Source organism: Pseudoalteromonas galatheae, from assembly GCF_005886105.2.
In the GTDB taxonomy this organism is placed as follows: Bacteria; Pseudomonadota; Gammaproteobacteria; order Enterobacterales; family Alteromonadaceae; genus Pseudoalteromonas; species Pseudoalteromonas galatheae.
The window spans coordinates 445076-460633 of sequence record NZ_PNCO02000002.1 but is presented as its reverse complement, the minus strand read 5'-3'; the positions used below and the strand labels follow the sequence as shown (position 1 = coordinate 460633).

11 protein-coding genes and 1 CRISPR repeat array are annotated in these 15558 nt (G+C 44.7%); of the genes, 4 read left to right on the top strand and 7 right to left on the bottom strand.

Annotated elements, in window-relative coordinates:
• Positions 1–4 precede the first annotated feature (4 nt).
• Positions 5–733, bottom strand: coding sequence for a LytR/AlgR family response regulator transcription factor (locus tag CWC29_RS20045; RefSeq protein ID WP_128726128.1), 729 nt, complete (start codon positions 731–733; stop codon positions 5–7).
• Between the two features lie 288 nt (positions 734–1021).
• Between CWC29_RS20045 and CWC29_RS20040 the strand changes: the two genes are divergently transcribed.
• The 4 genes from CWC29_RS20040 to CWC29_RS20025 all read left to right on the top strand — a co-directional run bounded on the left by CWC29_RS20040 (position 1022) and on the right by CWC29_RS20025 (position 7663).
• Positions 1022–3865, top strand: a complete 2844-nt coding sequence (locus tag CWC29_RS20040; RefSeq protein ID WP_128726129.1) for a TonB-dependent receptor plug domain-containing protein — start codon at positions 1022–1024, stop codon at positions 3863–3865.
• A 336-nt stretch (positions 3866–4201) separates the two neighbouring features.
• Positions 4202–6019 (top strand): 2OG-Fe(II) oxygenase family protein, encoded by a 1818-nt coding sequence (locus CWC29_RS20035; protein ID WP_128726130.1) that lies wholly within the window; start codon positions 4202–4204, stop codon positions 6017–6019.
• Positions 6016–7185, top strand: coding sequence for an aspartyl/asparaginyl beta-hydroxylase domain-containing protein (locus CWC29_RS20030; protein WP_128726131.1), 1170 nt, complete (start codon positions 6016–6018; stop codon positions 7183–7185). Before CWC29_RS20035 ends, CWC29_RS20030 begins: the two co-directional genes overlap by 4 nt.
• 202 nt (positions 7186–7387) lie before the next feature.
• A complete protein-coding gene (locus CWC29_RS20025; protein WP_128726132.1) occupies positions 7388–7663 on the top strand; it encodes a SelT/SelW/SelH family protein in 276 nt (91 codons plus the stop codon).
• A 254-nt stretch (positions 7664–7917) separates the two neighbouring features.
• Positions 7918–9413: direct repeats of the CRISPR family, unit length 29 nt; unit sequence CGGTTTAGCCCCGTGTGTACGGGGAACAC.
• Between the two features lie 155 nt (positions 9414–9568).
• Here CWC29_RS20025 and cas2e read toward each other — a convergent pair.
• From cas2e to casA, 6 genes are all read right to left on the bottom strand, one after another.
• Complete coding sequence (gene cas2e, locus CWC29_RS20020) at positions 9569–9877, bottom strand: type I-E CRISPR-associated endoribonuclease Cas2e (protein ID WP_138523306.1); 309 nt, start codon at positions 9875–9877, stop codon at positions 9569–9571.
• A complete protein-coding gene (cas1e, locus tag CWC29_RS20015; RefSeq protein WP_128726134.1) occupies positions 9874–10803 on the bottom strand; it encodes a type I-E CRISPR-associated endonuclease Cas1e in 930 nt (309 codons plus the stop codon). Before cas1e ends, cas2e begins: the two co-directional genes overlap by 4 nt.
• A gap of 70 nt (positions 10804–10873) precedes the next feature.
• Positions 10874–11551 carry a type I-E CRISPR-associated protein Cas6/Cse3/CasE gene (gene cas6e, locus CWC29_RS20010; RefSeq protein WP_138523308.1) on the bottom strand — a complete coding sequence of 226 codons (678 nt, stop codon included), beginning with the start codon at positions 11549–11551 and terminating at the stop codon, positions 10874–10876.
• Positions 11544–12215: a type I-E CRISPR-associated protein Cas5/CasD gene (cas5e, locus tag CWC29_RS20005; protein WP_138523310.1), complete on the bottom strand. Its 672-nt coding sequence runs from the start codon at positions 12213–12215 to the stop codon at positions 11544–11546. Before cas5e ends, cas6e begins: the two co-directional genes overlap by 8 nt.
• Positions 12212–13369: a type I-E CRISPR-associated protein Cas7/Cse4/CasC gene (cas7e, locus tag CWC29_RS20000; protein WP_138523312.1), complete on the bottom strand. Its 1158-nt coding sequence runs from the start codon at positions 13367–13369 to the stop codon at positions 12212–12214. The genes cas5e and cas7e overlap by 4 nt, the downstream gene beginning before the upstream one ends.
• A 14-nt stretch (positions 13370–13383) precedes the next feature.
• A complete protein-coding gene (gene casA, locus CWC29_RS19995; protein ID WP_138523314.1) occupies positions 13384–15462 on the bottom strand; it encodes a type I-E CRISPR-associated protein Cse1/CasA in 2079 nt (692 codons plus the stop codon).
• Between the last annotated feature and the right edge of the window lie 96 nt (positions 15463–15558).

The window sequence follows — 15558 nt, the reverse complement described above, 5'->3', positions numbered from 1 at the left end:
TAGCTCAATTAGCACTGGCCTGTAATAATGATGACAAGTTTTGCTTATATCGTCTTGATAAATGCAAAGAGTCTCCATTTTCGAGAATAACATCATAGTCACCGTTATCTCTTGTTTTGAGTTCGCTAATTGCGTTCAAATTAACTAACGATGATTTATGGATCCTAGAAAAGCCAAACGTCTTTAAACTTTTCTCCATCGAAGACATGGTATCCCTGTGCAAAATGGAACGCTCTCGATTAATCATATGAAGTTCTACATAATTACCAGCACCACCAACCCATGCCAAGTCTTCGACCTTTATCACATGTATATGCCCTGAGTCTTTAACAATCAAACGTTGCTCTGGTATGTAATTGGATTGTGATTCTGTTTGATCTTTCTCATTAGCCATCATATATGTTGCATAAACAAGATTCGCCAGTAGTGTATCTCTTCTCTCTAACTCTTTAAAACTCAAGTTTGTTTGGTCTGTAGTATCTATATTCTTACTGATTTTGATCATCGACACCGCAGATAGCTTTGATGTTAAAAAGAGTGACTTCTCCAGCTCGGCCAATTCTGAATCTATTAACAAACAGTCTATTCCCCCACGCTCTATAGTTTCTAAAATATCAACAATTGTTTCATAGTAAACAAACCGGGGACAAATAAGTGACTCTTTTAGCTTTGTACTTATTTCAGCCCCAAAGCTCACAGCGCTTGAAGGGGTAAGGATTGTAACGTTTTTCATTTATCACCTTGAACACAACTATAAGGTATTTAGAGATACTAATACCTTGTTCTTCATTTCACAATAGTTAACATATTATTGTTATAGATTGTCACAATGTAATGTGCAAATTAATTTTGATCTTTTTTTTCTCTCCTTTCGTCACTCATTTCTATCTTCTTGTGTATCTCGCCTAGCTTATTCTTAACTTCCGTCATAGCCTCGCAGTGATACTAATAAGCCTTTGTGATGAAAAATTATGTTCATCATCAAAGGTATCCAAATAAAATGTACCAATCAGGGGATATCATGAAACAATTTAAGCGTTCTAAGTTAAGTATGCTTATCACTTCTGCATGCCTAATCGGCGGAAGTATAGGACTACAAGCATCAGCTGAAGAAACCACAGACGGGGCTACTGAAGAAGTAGAAAGAATTTCTATTACAGGTTCTCGTATCCAGCGTGTGGCTTTAACGGCTAAAACACCAGTTATTGAACTAGATGGCGCAGAATTTGCGATGTCTGGTAATTTAAACGTTGAGCAGAAACTCGCAGAGCTTCCATTAACAGTGCCTTCTTTTGGCCCTAGTTCAAACAACCCAGGTGATGGTACAGCGCGTGTTGACTTACGTGGTTTGGGAAATGAGCGTACTCTTGTACTTGTAAACGGCCGTCGTTGGGTACCAGCAACGCAAACAGGTGTTGTCGACCTTAACACAATTCCAGCTTCGCTTATCGAAGGTGTAGATATTATCACTGGTGGTGCAGGTGCGGTATACGGTTCAGATGCATTAGCGGGTGTTGTAAACTTCCGTCTGAAAGATGACTTTGAAGGTGCAGAAATTTCAGCACTATATGATATCACCGAAGAAGGTGATGGTGAGAAGTTCAACACCGATCTTACTCTGGGCGGTAACTTTGCAGATGATAAAGGTAACGCTACGGTGTATATAGGTTATGCTAAGCGCGAGTCCATCTTCCAAGGCGATAGGGACTTTACGAGCGTAACATTAACTGAAGGCGAAAATAGCCTAGTCCCAGGTGGTTCTTCTGGTATACCAGGCACTCGTGTTTTTGCTGGCCCAACACTGCCTAACGGCACTACATTAGGTCGTTTTGGTCCTAATGGTGAAGGCCTACCTTACACATCAGCAGATGCATTTAACTATGCGCCGGATAACTACCTTCAATTGCCACAAGAGCGATTAACACTTAACTCCTTTGCACATTATTACATTAATGATGATACCCGCTTATATAGCGAGTTATCATTCATTCGCAATGAAGTACCACAGCAATTGGCTCCAACTCCTGCGTTTGTGGGCAATTTAGAAGTGAACCCTAATAGCCCATTCTTTGGTGCTGATGTTCAAGCAGCAATGAATGCGTTAGTACCTGAACTTGACGCTGATGGTGAGCCAACAGGTAATATGATCAGCGCACTTAACGCTGACGGCAATTATGTTTTACCATTCATCGGTCGCCGTATGGTTGAAAATGGCCCTCGCCAAGTAGTCGACACTCGAAACGCTATGCGATTACTGGTAGGGGTTGATGGTTTTATTGGTGATTGGGCATACAATGCTTACTACAGCCGTTCAGAGCTAGATCGCTCAAACCTACTAAATAACGATGTTTCTGAAACACGTTTCAGACAAGCAATCTTGGTTAACGACGATGGCACTGCATGTCAGGATACCTCTGGTGGTTGTGCGCCACTAAACATTTTTGGTGAAGGTAATATTTCACAAGCAGCTATCGACTTTATTAACGTTGGTGCATCGAACGTAACGAATATCAAACAAGAGATTTTCCACATTGATTTTGCTGGAGAACTGCCGTTTACTGTTCCTTCTGCTGATATGCCAGTAGGCTTTGTAATCGGTTACGAAAGCCGCTTCGATGACTCAAGCTTCCGCCCTGACGAGTTCTTAGCATCTGGTGATGTACTTGGCTTTAACGCTGGTGAACCAACTGTTGGTAGTTACAGTGTTGATGAAATCTTCACGGAAATCGACATTCCATTAGTGACAGATGCGGCATTTGCAGAAGATATCACGTTATGGTTCGCGGGTCGTCTGTCTGACTACTCAAACATTGGTAACGCTTCTTCTTTCGCAACGACAATCAACTGGAAAGTGAACGAGTATGTATCGTTCCGTGCTGGTTATCAAGAATCAGTGCGTGCGCCTAATATTTCAGAGCTATTCCAAGGTGCAGCAAATGGCTTCCCAAGCGCAACCGATCCATGTAGTGTGGCTGGTTTTGTAGAAGGTCAAACGGATCGAGCTCTATGTGAGGCGCATGGTGTTGCAGCTTCTCAGGTTGGTGTATTTGAGCAAGCGAATGCTCAAATCGAAGGTAGTTTTGGCGGTAATCCAGACCTGAAAGAAGAAACCTCTGAAGCAATAACGCTTGGTCTTGTTATCACACCAACTGAAAACTTCGACGTTACAATTGATTATTTCGACATTCAAATTGATGATGCTATCGATGTATTAGGTGGTGGTGTAAATAATATTCTTGATATTTGTTATAACCAATTAAAAGATCCTAACTCTGAGTTTTGTCAAGCGATCACCCGCCGTCCGGACGGTAACGTAGACCTTGTAACTGCACTTAATGCAAACATTGCGGAATTAGGTACTAAAGGTTATGACATCAATTTCAACTGGACGACCGAACTTGGCTTTGGTATCGGCGGAAATGGTTCGACACTGAATATTAGTTCAAAGAACACTATTTTAGATGAGTACTTTGAAACACCGAGCGTTGGCTTTACTGAGACTAATTATTGTGAAGGTAAGTTTGGTAATACCTGTGGAACACCTCGCCCAGAATTCCAAAGTAACAACCGCTTTACATGGACTTCAGGTGATTTGACACTTTCAGCGCTAGTTCGCTATATGAGTGAAGTGGATGATGACACTGGAGAAAACGAAATCGCTCCGATTTCTAAAGCTGAGTGGTATCTTGATCTAAGCGCTAGCTATCACTTTACTGACCACGTTGAAGCAACGTTTGGTATTAAGAATGTGTTAGATACTGAACCAACACCGCTAGGTGATGCTCAACAACAAGCTAATACGTTCCCAGAACTATACGACGTAATTGGTCCTCGCTACTTTGTAAGTGCTGTTTATACCTTCTAATCAGCTGATTCTAAATTAATAGGGAGCCTCGGCTCCCTTTTTTGTTTTTTTGATGACAATACGTAAGGTCATAACCTAAAAGAGTCAACCATAACTCCTCGAACTGAGGCATAGCTAAAACCCTGCTAGCGTTGAACTAACAACCAAGCATTTTGGTTGTTAAATAGAACTATCAATAGATGGGGAAAGGCTAAGAGTGTGAGAAAATAACAATAACTCTACTCGCTGTTTTATATAGTTTGACTAAGATTAAGAAAGATAAATACCGCAGACAGAGCCTGATTATAAAATCAACAGCTCTGCTTTTACCTGTAAACGTTTAAGTAAAATAACAATATGAAGCAAACGCATGAAATAAACGACGCTATTCAAAGTGCTTTCAGGCTTATCCAACAAAAACGGGAACAAAGTGCCTTAGAGTTACTTCAACCTTTTACTCATGTACAGCACCCAGACTTACAATATTTAACTGGCATTTGCCATAAAGCCCTAAATAATTGGTCGAGTGCAATAACAGCTTTACAACAAGCAAACAACCTTGCGCCACGAGTAGAAGTACAAAGCCACTTAGCAAAGTGTTACTGGCAATTAGGGGATTTTAAGCAAGCTGAGGATCTCTATTTAGCAATCTTGGAAGTAGAGCCTCAACATATTGAAGTATTTAAAAATTTAGCGCTGTTGCATCTTGAACAGAATCACTTTGAATCCGCTGCATCATGGTCATCGAAAGGACATACTAAAGATAGTTCAGGCCAATTTACTAAGCTTCTTGGAGACATCGAAAAAGCCCAAGGCCACCTAGACAAAGCCATTGAACTTTACTTATCAGTCCCCAAGCACTCACCAATTGCATATAGAGCAGTCCATAATTTAGGGGTTTGTTATAAGTTACAAGCTAAATTTGATCAAGCAATTCAATGCTTTCATTTAGTTCATAGGCAAAGCCCTGAACAATATGAACCTTTGTATAACCTTGGTGACTGTTTTTTTGCAAAAGGTCAGTTTGAACAAGCTCAAGAGGCTTATCAACTTGCATTAAAGCGAGCGCCATATAACACCACAATTCACCAAAGCCTTAATGAACTCTACTGGCAAAATGGCCAACAACAGCGCTTCGCCAAAAGCCTTTTATCTGCTTTAGAAACTGCAAATAACAAACTACCATTAATTGAGTGCCTTGCTGAGCTATACTGGAATACGGGTCAATACGAGGCGTGCAAACAATGTATTTTACAGTCTAATTATGCGGATTCATCCGCCGTTATGTTGACTTTACAAGGTCGCCTAGCAGCAACTAAAAGTGATTTTGACATAGCCTTTGAGTACCTAGACAAAGCAAATAAGATTGTTGCGGAGCAAGATAGAATGTGTGAACAAGCAAAGTTTGCCATTCAACTTGGTAAGTTTGACAACGCAAGTGCACTGCTTGAGAAAGTGCTACACACTAACCCCAACTCACAACTTGCGCTGGCTTGGTTAAGCGTGGTTTATCAAGCTACCGATGAAAAAAAGCATCGTGAATTGTGCAACCCTGAGTTTATTCTTACAACCGAGTTACAAACGCCTGATGGCTACACAAACCGCGAAGAGTTCATCTCAGAGCTAGAGTCTTGCTTACTCACACTGCACCAAGGTAAGCAGGCGCCCAGCGAACAGACTTTGGTTAACGGCTCTCAAGTTTCTGGCGGCTTGTTAAACCGGGACATAGAGATAATCACTAAAACCAAAGTTCAATTACTTCATGATATTGAGCAATCTCTCAAACAGTTAAACGCCACCTCTGAACACCCTTTTCTTGCACACTTAAACACACAGCGACAAATAACTGGCTCCTGGTCTGTAAAATTAACCGAACAAGGTTTTCATGTGAGCCATATTCATCCCGCTGGTTGGATAAGTGTGGTGCTCTACATTAATACACCAGAAGACGACACGGAAAACGGCGTTATCGAATTCGGCAGACCTCCTCTAGCCCCGCCTTACGATTTTCAACCATTTAGAACCGTAAAACCCAAACGCGGCCAAATCGTTATCTTTCCATCCTACTTTTGGCATGGTACTCAGCCATTTACGGCGACAGAAAATAGCTACAGAATGACATTACCACTTGATATCGGCATTGTAAAAAATGAATCAGAGGCGAGAGCACAATGACAAAAGAAGAAAAACAGCCACTAAATATTGACGCTCTAATACAGCCAATTCTCCACTCAGAGCCTAAAAGTAACTGGCCAATACTATTATCCAATCTACGACTCACCCACCCTGATAACGCCGAACTCAGCTACCGCATCGCGGTGATTTTAGAACAAATAGGTGCTTTTTTAGCGAGCGAACAAGCCTATATCCACTGCTTGAAGCTAGCACCCAACAACTATTTGATTTACCTTTATCTTGGTCATTTGCTCGAAAATACAGGTAACGAGGAAATCGCGTTAGTTTGCTACGCGCTTTGTGAAATGTTGACTGGCAATTTTAAACAGCTCCAGCTTGCAAGCACAACAGCTTCACAAACACTTGAACGCTTTCAACAAGCTTGGCGATGTATGGAGCGAAATTTAGCCAACGCAAAAAATATCGAAACAGCACGCTGGGTTCAATATAGTAGCAAACCTTTTAAAACAGCTCAGGCTCCCCACCTTTTTTATGTGTCAGAGCTCAACGCAATGCCAATATGGCAAGCTGAGACACTTGACTGGGTGCAAGCGTTTAAAGCTGCTATTCCTGAGATCATTAATGAGTTCTATCACAATTTTGATTCTGCAGCTTCACACTTAGCTCCTTATTTGTCGGGCAAGGAATATGAAACTGCATTCCCCACTCTTGCTAATAATGATAGGTGGCAGGCTCTTTCCTTATTTAAAGAAGGGCTTGAAGATACATCTGTTACTACACACTTCCCCGTTTTAATAAATGCCTTAAAAAGCGTGCCATGCTATGGGTTAACTGACGCACCTTATGAGGTCTTTTTCTCCAAACTCGCCAAAGGCCAAACGATCCCCCCTCATTACGGCTTATCAAACCACAGCCTTACCGTACATTTAGCGATAGATATTCCCCCAAATTGTTACTTGGAGGTCAACGGAGAACGAACGCTATGGCAAGAAAACGAATTAACTGTTTTCGATGATTCATATTTGCATATGGCGCATAACGGCGGAGATAGGGACAGAGTTGTGCTTATTTTTTCAATTTGGCATCCAAATTTGACTTTATCTCATCGTCAGGCAATCCAATCAGAATTTAAATATAGGCAAGAATGGATTAACAGTTTACGAGAAAAACTCATTAAATATACAAACCGGTCACAGAATTCATAAATGTTATCACCATTACCACTCAACTTGCCACAAATAGGTTGTTAGTTTGTAAATAACCCGTAATCTAAAATCTGACCTTAACATTGAGGTCTCCCTGGATAATTTCGGGGGGTGACCCCCGTTTTTTTCTCCTTATCTAGCCACTTTATAAACCCCAATGCTAGAATCAACACTCGTTTCTCAAATTGTAACAATCTATCCTATGCAAAAACCCATCATCACAATTCGTTATTGCGTGTTATGCCAGTGGATGCTGAGAGCCTCATGGCTTGCACAAGAGTTGCTTTCAACTTTCTCCGATGACCTACAACAAGTTGCACTTGCACCAGCCAGTAAAGGTGTATTCGAAATCTACTACAATGATACGTTAATTTGGTGCCGCAAAGCTGATGATGGTTTCCCAGAAGCCAAAGTGCTAAAAAGAAGAGTAAGAGACTTATTAGATCCTGAGCGTGATTTAGGTCATGTAGATAAATAACCAGCAGAGGGGGATCGAAGCAGCTTAATTCCGAGAGTACAGGCAAGGGCAAAAATATCTGGAATATTGTGAACAGCTCCACTGGCCCGAATGGAAACCTGGAGTCACCACTGTCTTGCAGCCTGCTGAGGCGAGCACATGGATGCGTGAAGGATGCTGCTTCACGGACGAATTACAGCACATGATTCAGAACTGAATAGCTCAGGTTTAGCCCCGTGCACGCTTTCTTTTTCTGTACTACGCCATAGAGCGTTCGGTTTAGCCCCGTGCATACGGGGAACACCCTTTTATTGAGAAATCACCAGATTTTTTAATCGGTTTAGCCCCGAGCGTACGGGGAACACAATCAAACTAAAAACCAAGGAAGCGTAATGGACGGTTTAGCCCCGTGCGTACGGGGAACACTGAGCGTGTGGGATTACGTTTGGCACTGGCAACGGTTTAGCCCCGTGCGTACGGGGAACACCGTATTGATGTACAACCTGAGCACCACCCTGCCGGTTTAGCCCCGTGCGTACGGGGAACACAAAGTAGAGGTACTTTTGATAGCTACTCATACTGGTTTAGCCCCGTGCGTACGGGGAACACCTTGCATCATGGGGTATTCGGTCAGATTTGTACGGTTTAGCCCCGTGCGTACGGGGAACACCAATACGCCGTATGCAGTGTAATAGATGGTGGCGGTTTAGCCCCGTGCGTACGGGGAACACGAACGGCCATCCACTCCTCGGTCTGTTCAATGGCGGTTTAGCCCCGTGCGTACGGGGAACACAACAAATGTACATTCTAAGTATTTTATATATACGGTTTAGCCCCGTGCGTACGGGGAACACCTCATTCAACTCCAGCTGCAACTTCGCACGTTCGGTTTAGCCCCGTGCGTACGGGGAACACTAAAAAACCCCATTGACAACCAAGGGCATAGGCGGTTTAGCCCCGTGCGTACGGGAAACACCACCATTTGCATTTGCCGTTTCTGTTAACCAGCGGTTTAGCCCCGAGCGTACGGGGAACACTTCTTAGGGCGCAAGGTAAGGAAGAAGAAGCTCGGTTTAGCCCCGTGTGTACGGGGAACACCTAGAGATAAAGTGGAGGCTTTGCGTTTATTCCGGTTTAGCCCCGTGTGTACGGGGAACACTTACATTGTCCATGCTGACAATCAGACTGGGGCGGTTTAGCCCCGTGTGTACGGGGAACACGTGCTCAAACAATATGACCTCATCAGTTCCCACGGTTTAGCCCCGTGTGTACGGGGAACACGAAGACAAGGAAGTTGCAGTCTATCTAGATATCGCGGTTTAGCCCCGTGTGTACGGGGAACACAAGCTCTATGCAGTACCAGTAAAGCCCGTAACCGGTTTAGCCCCGTGTGTACGGGGAACACATCTAGCTTTGTATGCTAAACATATTGGCTGGCGGTTTAGCCCCGTGTGTACGGGGAACACTCGCGATGTTCAATCAAAAACTCAATCATTTGCGGTTTAGCCCCGTGTGTACGGGGAACACGATACGGACGTACCCGAGTTTATTACTCGGTTCGGTTTAGCCCCGTGTGTACGGGGAACACTAACGCCGTAACTAAATCCGACCAATTTTGACCGGTTTAGCCCCGTGTGTACGGGGAACACAATTGCGACTATCACTGCCGCAAGCAAAATAGCGGTTTAGCCCCGTGTGTACGGGGAACACGAGCAAACGAACATGCAGAATCAGGCGAACGACGGTTTAGCCCCGTGTGTACGGGGAACACTCTAAAATTATATACTTGTTTTTTATAAAGAAAAAACACACTTTAAAATCTACCGAAATTTTTGGGTACAAACATATCTATTATTGAGCCTTTAAATCTCAATATCCAACTTGTTAAAGAGCAATAAATCATAGGTAGAATGAAGGAATAATTCGCTAATCCTCTCCCTGATTGTCATCGGCTCTTGGGGTGTACTTCACCAGCCTTAGCCCCTGAAAATCCACCGGCATTCGAGCATTTTCACCATAGGTAATAAAATCAAAACCCGACTCGGTGTTGGTTGCCCAGGCCATGACGGCATTGCCGTCTTCTGCCAGCTCACTTACCTGAAACCAGATCATTTCGCGAATGCGTTTACTTACGTCACCTACGTACACGCCTGCACGGATCTCCAGCAGCCATACTGCCAGACGACCTCTCAATCTTGGCGGTACAGCCTCCGTCACAACCATACACATACTCATAGTGGGCCTCCGCTGCGATGACCTTCATCGCCAATGGATTCGGGTTCCGGGATAGCGGGCGGTTGTGCATCGGCATAGGGTTCGGGCGGTGTTACCTCCCCTGCGGCCAATACTTCTTCAATCAGCGGGATGAGACGTGGTAATACCTTGTCTTTACGGAACGCTTCGCGGCAAGCAATTCGTACCTCCCGATCGGGGGATTGCGGCCGCCGTTTGGCAATTTTAAACGCCACAGGTACAACGGTATCGAATTTAATAATGTCTGCAATATCATATACAAAGGATAATGGTTTACCCGTGTGTAAAAAGCCAATAGCCGGGGCATAGCCAGCGGCCAAAACAGCGGCTTCGGTAACACCATACAGGCAAGACGTAGCGGCGCTGATACACTGATTAATCACATCACCCTTCGCCCAGTCTTTGGGATCGTAGCGTCGGCCCTGCCAGCTGACCGGGTACTGCTTGGCAAGCAATTCATAGGTTTTGCGTACACGCGTGCCTTCAATGCCCCGCAGCTGATCAACCGAACGTCGTTCAGGTGCCGGTTCGCCAAAGCGTAGTTCAAACATTTTGCGCACCACTTTGAGCCGCAGGTTTTCATCAAGCGCCAGCTTGGCCTGATAGAGCAGCTTATCGGAGCGTGCACCACCGGGCTGACCTGCCGAATAAAGCCGTACTCCCGCTTCGCCCACCCAGATAAGCAAAGTGCCCGTGGTCGCAGCCAACTTGACCGCCGCATGGCTCACCCGGGTACCCGGTTCCAGCATAATGCACACCACAGAGCCCACCGGAATGAGCATCCGCTCACCGTTTACTTCATCAATCACAGCAAACGCGCCATCGCGCACATCAATACGCCCCATACCGATGAAAATCATTGAGTTACGATCTTTGATTGGAATAGGCTTTAAAGGAAGAAATGCCATTCCCTGCACTCCTAAATTGAATAAAAAATTAGCTAAGAAAAAGGCGAGTCGCCCCGCCTTACAAATTTGGTTACAACGGTTTAATCAACATCAGCCCGCAGCCAAAAGCTTTGGAACGACCGATGCCGTTGAATAATGCCTGCTCCAGTTTTTGCACATCGGTGATTTTCGCCACGCCAAAATAATCGAGCGTACTCAACTGGATGGGCTTGGCCCCGCCTTTTTTAACCACTTTGTGCTGCTTGTAATTGCTAAACTCAATACACTGAGTCAGCAACTCCAGGCCACCCTTTTGAAGTTTTTTGTCAAGCCAGATTTTTGCAGCAATATCAACAACTTCATTTACATCGCTATTTGCTTTTTGAGCCTGTTTTTTGGCATGCATCAAAACATCGTGACGGCGAGTTTTCTCTCCTTTTGGCGTTATATCTACCGTGGGGTTAGCTCGCAATGAGAACTGAACCAGCCCTGCTTCTTTGAGCTGTTCCGGCTGTGTTTGAGTGACTATTTTCCAGCTTTTAATCGCATCTTTTAACTGACGTTTTGAGCGAATAAATACTGTTGGCACTGGCAACGCCATATCCACACGAAACATAAAGTCAGCCTGAGTCAGCTCGCTTTCAACAAAACAACGCCACACCCACTGATGCTGCTTGTAAAGATCATCAGAATGTAAAAAACCAAGATCTTCTCCTTCCTGGTCAGGATCAAAATACAATCGGCTTTCATACCATAGATTGTCAGACATATAGCACTTCCTCCGTATCCACCAACCCCCAGCTACTTTTAACACTTCTGAATGTAAAAGCTCTGTGGTTTATCTCAAAGCTCAGTGGCACGTCATGCCGTTGCTCAGTGCCTTCTTGTGCCTCGCTGTCTATGATGTATTTCACCGGTGTTCCGGCTACCTTTTCATGCTCGGCTTGCATTCTTGGCGCTTGTTGCAACGCCTGCTCTAAAGGTAACTCTATACACGCACTATGGGGATCAACTAAAGGAATGCCCGGTAAATATGACTTACGCCCTAAAAACTGCGGCCAAACCGGGTTTAACAAAGCATGATGCAGTTTTTTAAGCAAAACCGCGTCGCCTTCAAAGCCTACCCAAAAGGCGGCATCTGCCAGATATGCTCGGTGTGATAGCTGCGTATCCGGCTTGCCGCCGTCAGCCTTTGCCACATTCAGCGCCGTTTGGTAATCAAATGCCAGATCGCCTGGTTTATCTATGCGCACGCCCATTCGCAATGCTGTAAGATCATTCAGAGGCTCATTTCGCTCACGTCCTAGCGATGCGCACAGCAAACCGATCACACCACTTTTTGTCGGATCAAGCTGAGTATTGCGCAGTTCAAAGGCACTTTTTAGCCCCCATGACTGCATTGGTCCGGCTAGTCGGATCAACAAAGTGCTCATTGACACTCCAAAGCACCTTGCAGTGCATCAAGCATCTGGGCTTCCAGTTGGGCAATGGTGCCACTGTCTTTGTCCTGATACTCTTCCAGATTGTCGATGTAAGTGCTGCGACCCTCAAAAATAAAGCCCGATTCACCATACATAGAAGCCAGCTTCTTGGCGAACATTTCCAGCTTTTGTGCCGACTGGTGCTCAAGCTCCGCTTCATCAGGCTTGTCTATCATTACCGCCTGAGTAAATGCGTTGCTCAGAGACCAGGGCGCACCATCTTTGCGTACATTCACTTTGATATAGCTTGGCGGATTCTGCGCCGCAAAACTGTTTTGTTTACCCGAAGGCACCGCCTGAACTAACGCCCGGAAAAACCCTTTTACCGCGCCAGTCACCTGTTCCTTATCCTGCCCAAGATTGGCCGCTAGTTTATCTACATTGATCTGGGCATAGCGGTAATAACAGGCACTGTTAAAGTAAACGCCACCCATCATGCCGGAGCCTTGCTCACCTGCCTGCAATTCGTCATCCACAGCAGTAAAAAAGTCCATGGCTGGTGTAACAATATTAGTTGAAATTGCATGAGCCACCTGGCACGCTGCGTCAACATTGATATTGTTGTTGTCCGCGACCATACGGCCGAATAGTGCGATATCTGCGGCGAAAGCCTGTTGATGCTTACCAAATACTTCACCCACTAATTTTGCGATCTTTTTATCTAGCTTCTTTTTGTCCTTCTGGTTTAGCTCATCGAAATTATCAAGCGCAATATTCTTAAGCGCTTCTACTTCATTCAACCCTAGGTAAAGCAAGTATTCAGTTTTGAACTTATGTTTTTCTTCTTTTTGCACCAACTTCAGCTCAGCAAGGCCAAGTAAATTTTCACAGACTATATTACTTGCCTCTTCAGGTTTGCCATTGGCAACCAAGAACTCTCTAATCTTAAAAGCTAGCTTACGAGTGCGTACCGCGCGGTCGCCCTGATGCTCTACCACTGCATCGTTAAATGCCCCATGCGTACGAATTGCGCGCTTCTGACACTGGCTTGAGATCCGCGCCCGTTGTGAACCACCAAACACACAAGATTTAGGGGTGTTGGTATCGTCGCGGTTTAAGTTGCTTGGGGCAAAGTTCTGTAATACATGAAATTCGATAAAAGACATAAGGTAACTCCTTTTTAATTTGTCGCGTCTGCTGAGTCTGTAGACTCATCGGATTGAGTTGGTTTGGCCCAGTAATCTCTGGCCCATTTAAGTTGAATGCGTTTGTCGTCGCTATCCCAGTGATAGAGATCTTCCATCAAGGTGCTGTAATCAATGGCAATATCTTTGCTTTTCAGGATCTGGACCATCTGGCGCAGCGTTTGTTTTAATTGCTCGCCTTTGGCCTCCAGCAGGCACTCAAAGCGAAAGCTCATGCCAGGGCGTTGATCTTTATCCACCTGATACCAAATGTGACCAAAACTGCTATGTTGTGCTTCTTGATACACTGTGGCGTGACTTGCAAATAAACCAGCAACAAAAGCCTGCACTTTGGAGCGCTCATCTTCACTGGAAAGTAATGGCCCTAAGTAAGATATCGCCGGCAGTTGAGAGCCTTTTTGCAGATCCAGAGACTTCCTAAGCGCAGCCAGAATATCCCTTTTCGGGTAATCTGGATTACCCCACTGATATAACTGCCTGATGATTTCCTGAGTATCCTGACTCCAGTAAACGTGACGCCGCCACGTTCTTCCGTATAGCGATTCTTCTAGCTGTTGCTTAGCGATACTCAAGCCCTTTTGCGCTCTAACTCCACCATAGCACCAGCTATGTGTTGCACCTTCGAATGCAGCAAAGGCAATTTCCTGGCACACTTTACGCCAACTAGATTTGGCCTCTTCACTGTTATTACTTAATGCCCAAATAAATTGTTCAAACGACTCATTGAGCTTGGGCCAGTAGAAACGTGCAGGGTTGATCGACTCAACCTTTGTTGAAATATCTTGTGTCCTGGCGCCATCTGGTAGCAGATGAGAAGCAAAAGTTCTTACTGCACTCATAAGCTGACTATGAATGGCCTCTGCGATTTCCAGGCCTTTAACCAGATGCGCACTGTACTTGTTCTTTTGTACTTGGTCTTTTTCGATCAAATTAATCGCAAGTGGCAAACGCTCTTCAAACCAACATAAGGGGTTGGCTTTGTTATTATCTAAACCAATTAACTGACAATTAAGACGAAGCTTATCAATTAGTTCATTATCTTCCGCAGCAAGCAATTGGATACCAGCGGGCCTTAAATCTGTGGGCTCTATACCCACTTTAGTCGACCTGGCATATTGCAATAAATTAGCCGTATCTCGCCAACAGGCTCGCTCAAAACTCAATCTAATCGGCAATTTCTTTTGCTCTTTATTAAGACGGTAAGCGAAGTAAGGCTCCTGCTCCATTTCTTTTGGATTAGGTAATCCCTGTGCTATGAACATGCGGGCAACGCTGCCATCTTTCTGGGGCAGTAAACGCACATGACGAGCACGCCAAGTAAGGTAATCGCTCAACCCTCGCATTTCACGAGCCTGAGGCTGCTCAGGCTCATTTTGCTCCCATATAGGCAGGTCCGTTTTGCGCTCAAGCCACTCTTCATTTTTTGGCATATGTAAATTGAGCATCAAAGTTTGGAACAGGTTTTCGCCCTCCACCATTACAACTGCACCGCCAACTAATGGGGCACTGGTCAGGTTTGGGTGCTTACCAAACTGTACCGAACTGCCACTCACCCCACCGCCCAAGCTAAAATATTGACAAACAAGTAGCTGAAGTGCGGCTTCATTTGCCGGTAGTGAGAACTCATGATTATCAGCAATATGATTGAATAGGGTTTTATTGTTACCGCTCGCCAGATCAGGAGAGAGCTTTTTGACCGATGTTGTTACGCCCTTTTCTTTCGTGAAGTTTGCTGTTTGAAAGAAGGGGTTTGTTTCTGAAAAAAGGTCAAACCGCTCTACGCACTTAGGCGAGCCAAGATAGCTGGAGATTTGCTCATCGAACTCTCCAGCTGCAAAAACCTCATCCCACTCGTCCGGTTCCAGGTAGCCATAACTGCGATACAAGATTGCCAGTAATAAGCGTTGTACCGATGCCACTACAAGCGGCTTTTCGTGCACTATCCGCTTTAACTTTGGGGCTGCCTCAAACAAAGATAGTATTGAGTATTCGTTGGTTACCCCCTGTAAATCTAGGGCTGGTATCCAGCTTTCAGTTAATAAATCGTATTTCATATTCCCTCACTCTCTGTAAGTAAACCAATTATTGCTTACCAATTTAATTAATTTTGGACAAAGCTTCGCAGTGTTACTGCCACCTTTAACAAAACC

Excerpts from the sequence above, each read along its gene's own strand:
- cas7e (WP_138523312.1), bottom strand. The coding sequence starts at position 13,369 with ATGTCTTTTATCGAATTTCATGTATTACAGAACTTTGCCCCAAGCAAC.
- cas6e (WP_138523308.1), bottom strand. The coding sequence starts at position 11,551 with ATGTCTGACAATCTATGGTATGAAAGCCGATTGTATTTTGATCCTGAC.
- CWC29_RS20030 (WP_128726131.1), top strand. The coding sequence starts at position 6,016 with ATGACAAAAGAAGAAAAACAGCCACTAAATATTGACGCTCTAATACAG.
- CWC29_RS20045 (WP_128726128.1), bottom strand. The coding sequence starts at position 733 with ATGAAAAACGTTACAATCCTTACCCCTTCAAGCGCTGTGAGCTTTGGG.
- CWC29_RS20035 (WP_128726130.1), top strand. The coding sequence starts at position 4,202 with ATGAAGCAAACGCATGAAATAAACGACGCTATTCAAAGTGCTTTCAGG.
- cas5e (WP_138523310.1), bottom strand. The coding sequence starts at position 12,215 with ATGAGCACTTTGTTGATCCGACTAGCCGGACCAATGCAGTCATGGGGG.
- cas1e (WP_128726134.1), bottom strand. The coding sequence starts at position 10,803 with ATGGCATTTCTTCCTTTAAAGCCTATTCCAATCAAAGATCGTAACTCA.
- cas2e (WP_138523306.1), bottom strand. The coding sequence starts at position 9,877 with ATGAGTATGTGTATGGTTGTGACGGAGGCTGTACCGCCAAGATTGAGA.
- casA (WP_138523314.1), bottom strand. The coding sequence starts at position 15,462 with ATGAAATACGATTTATTAACTGAAAGCTGGATACCAGCCCTAGATTTA.
- CWC29_RS20040 (WP_128726129.1), top strand. The coding sequence starts at position 1,022 with ATGAAACAATTTAAGCGTTCTAAGTTAAGTATGCTTATCACTTCTGCA.
- CWC29_RS20025 (WP_128726132.1), top strand. The coding sequence starts at position 7,388 with ATGCAAAAACCCATCATCACAATTCGTTATTGCGTGTTATGCCAGTGG.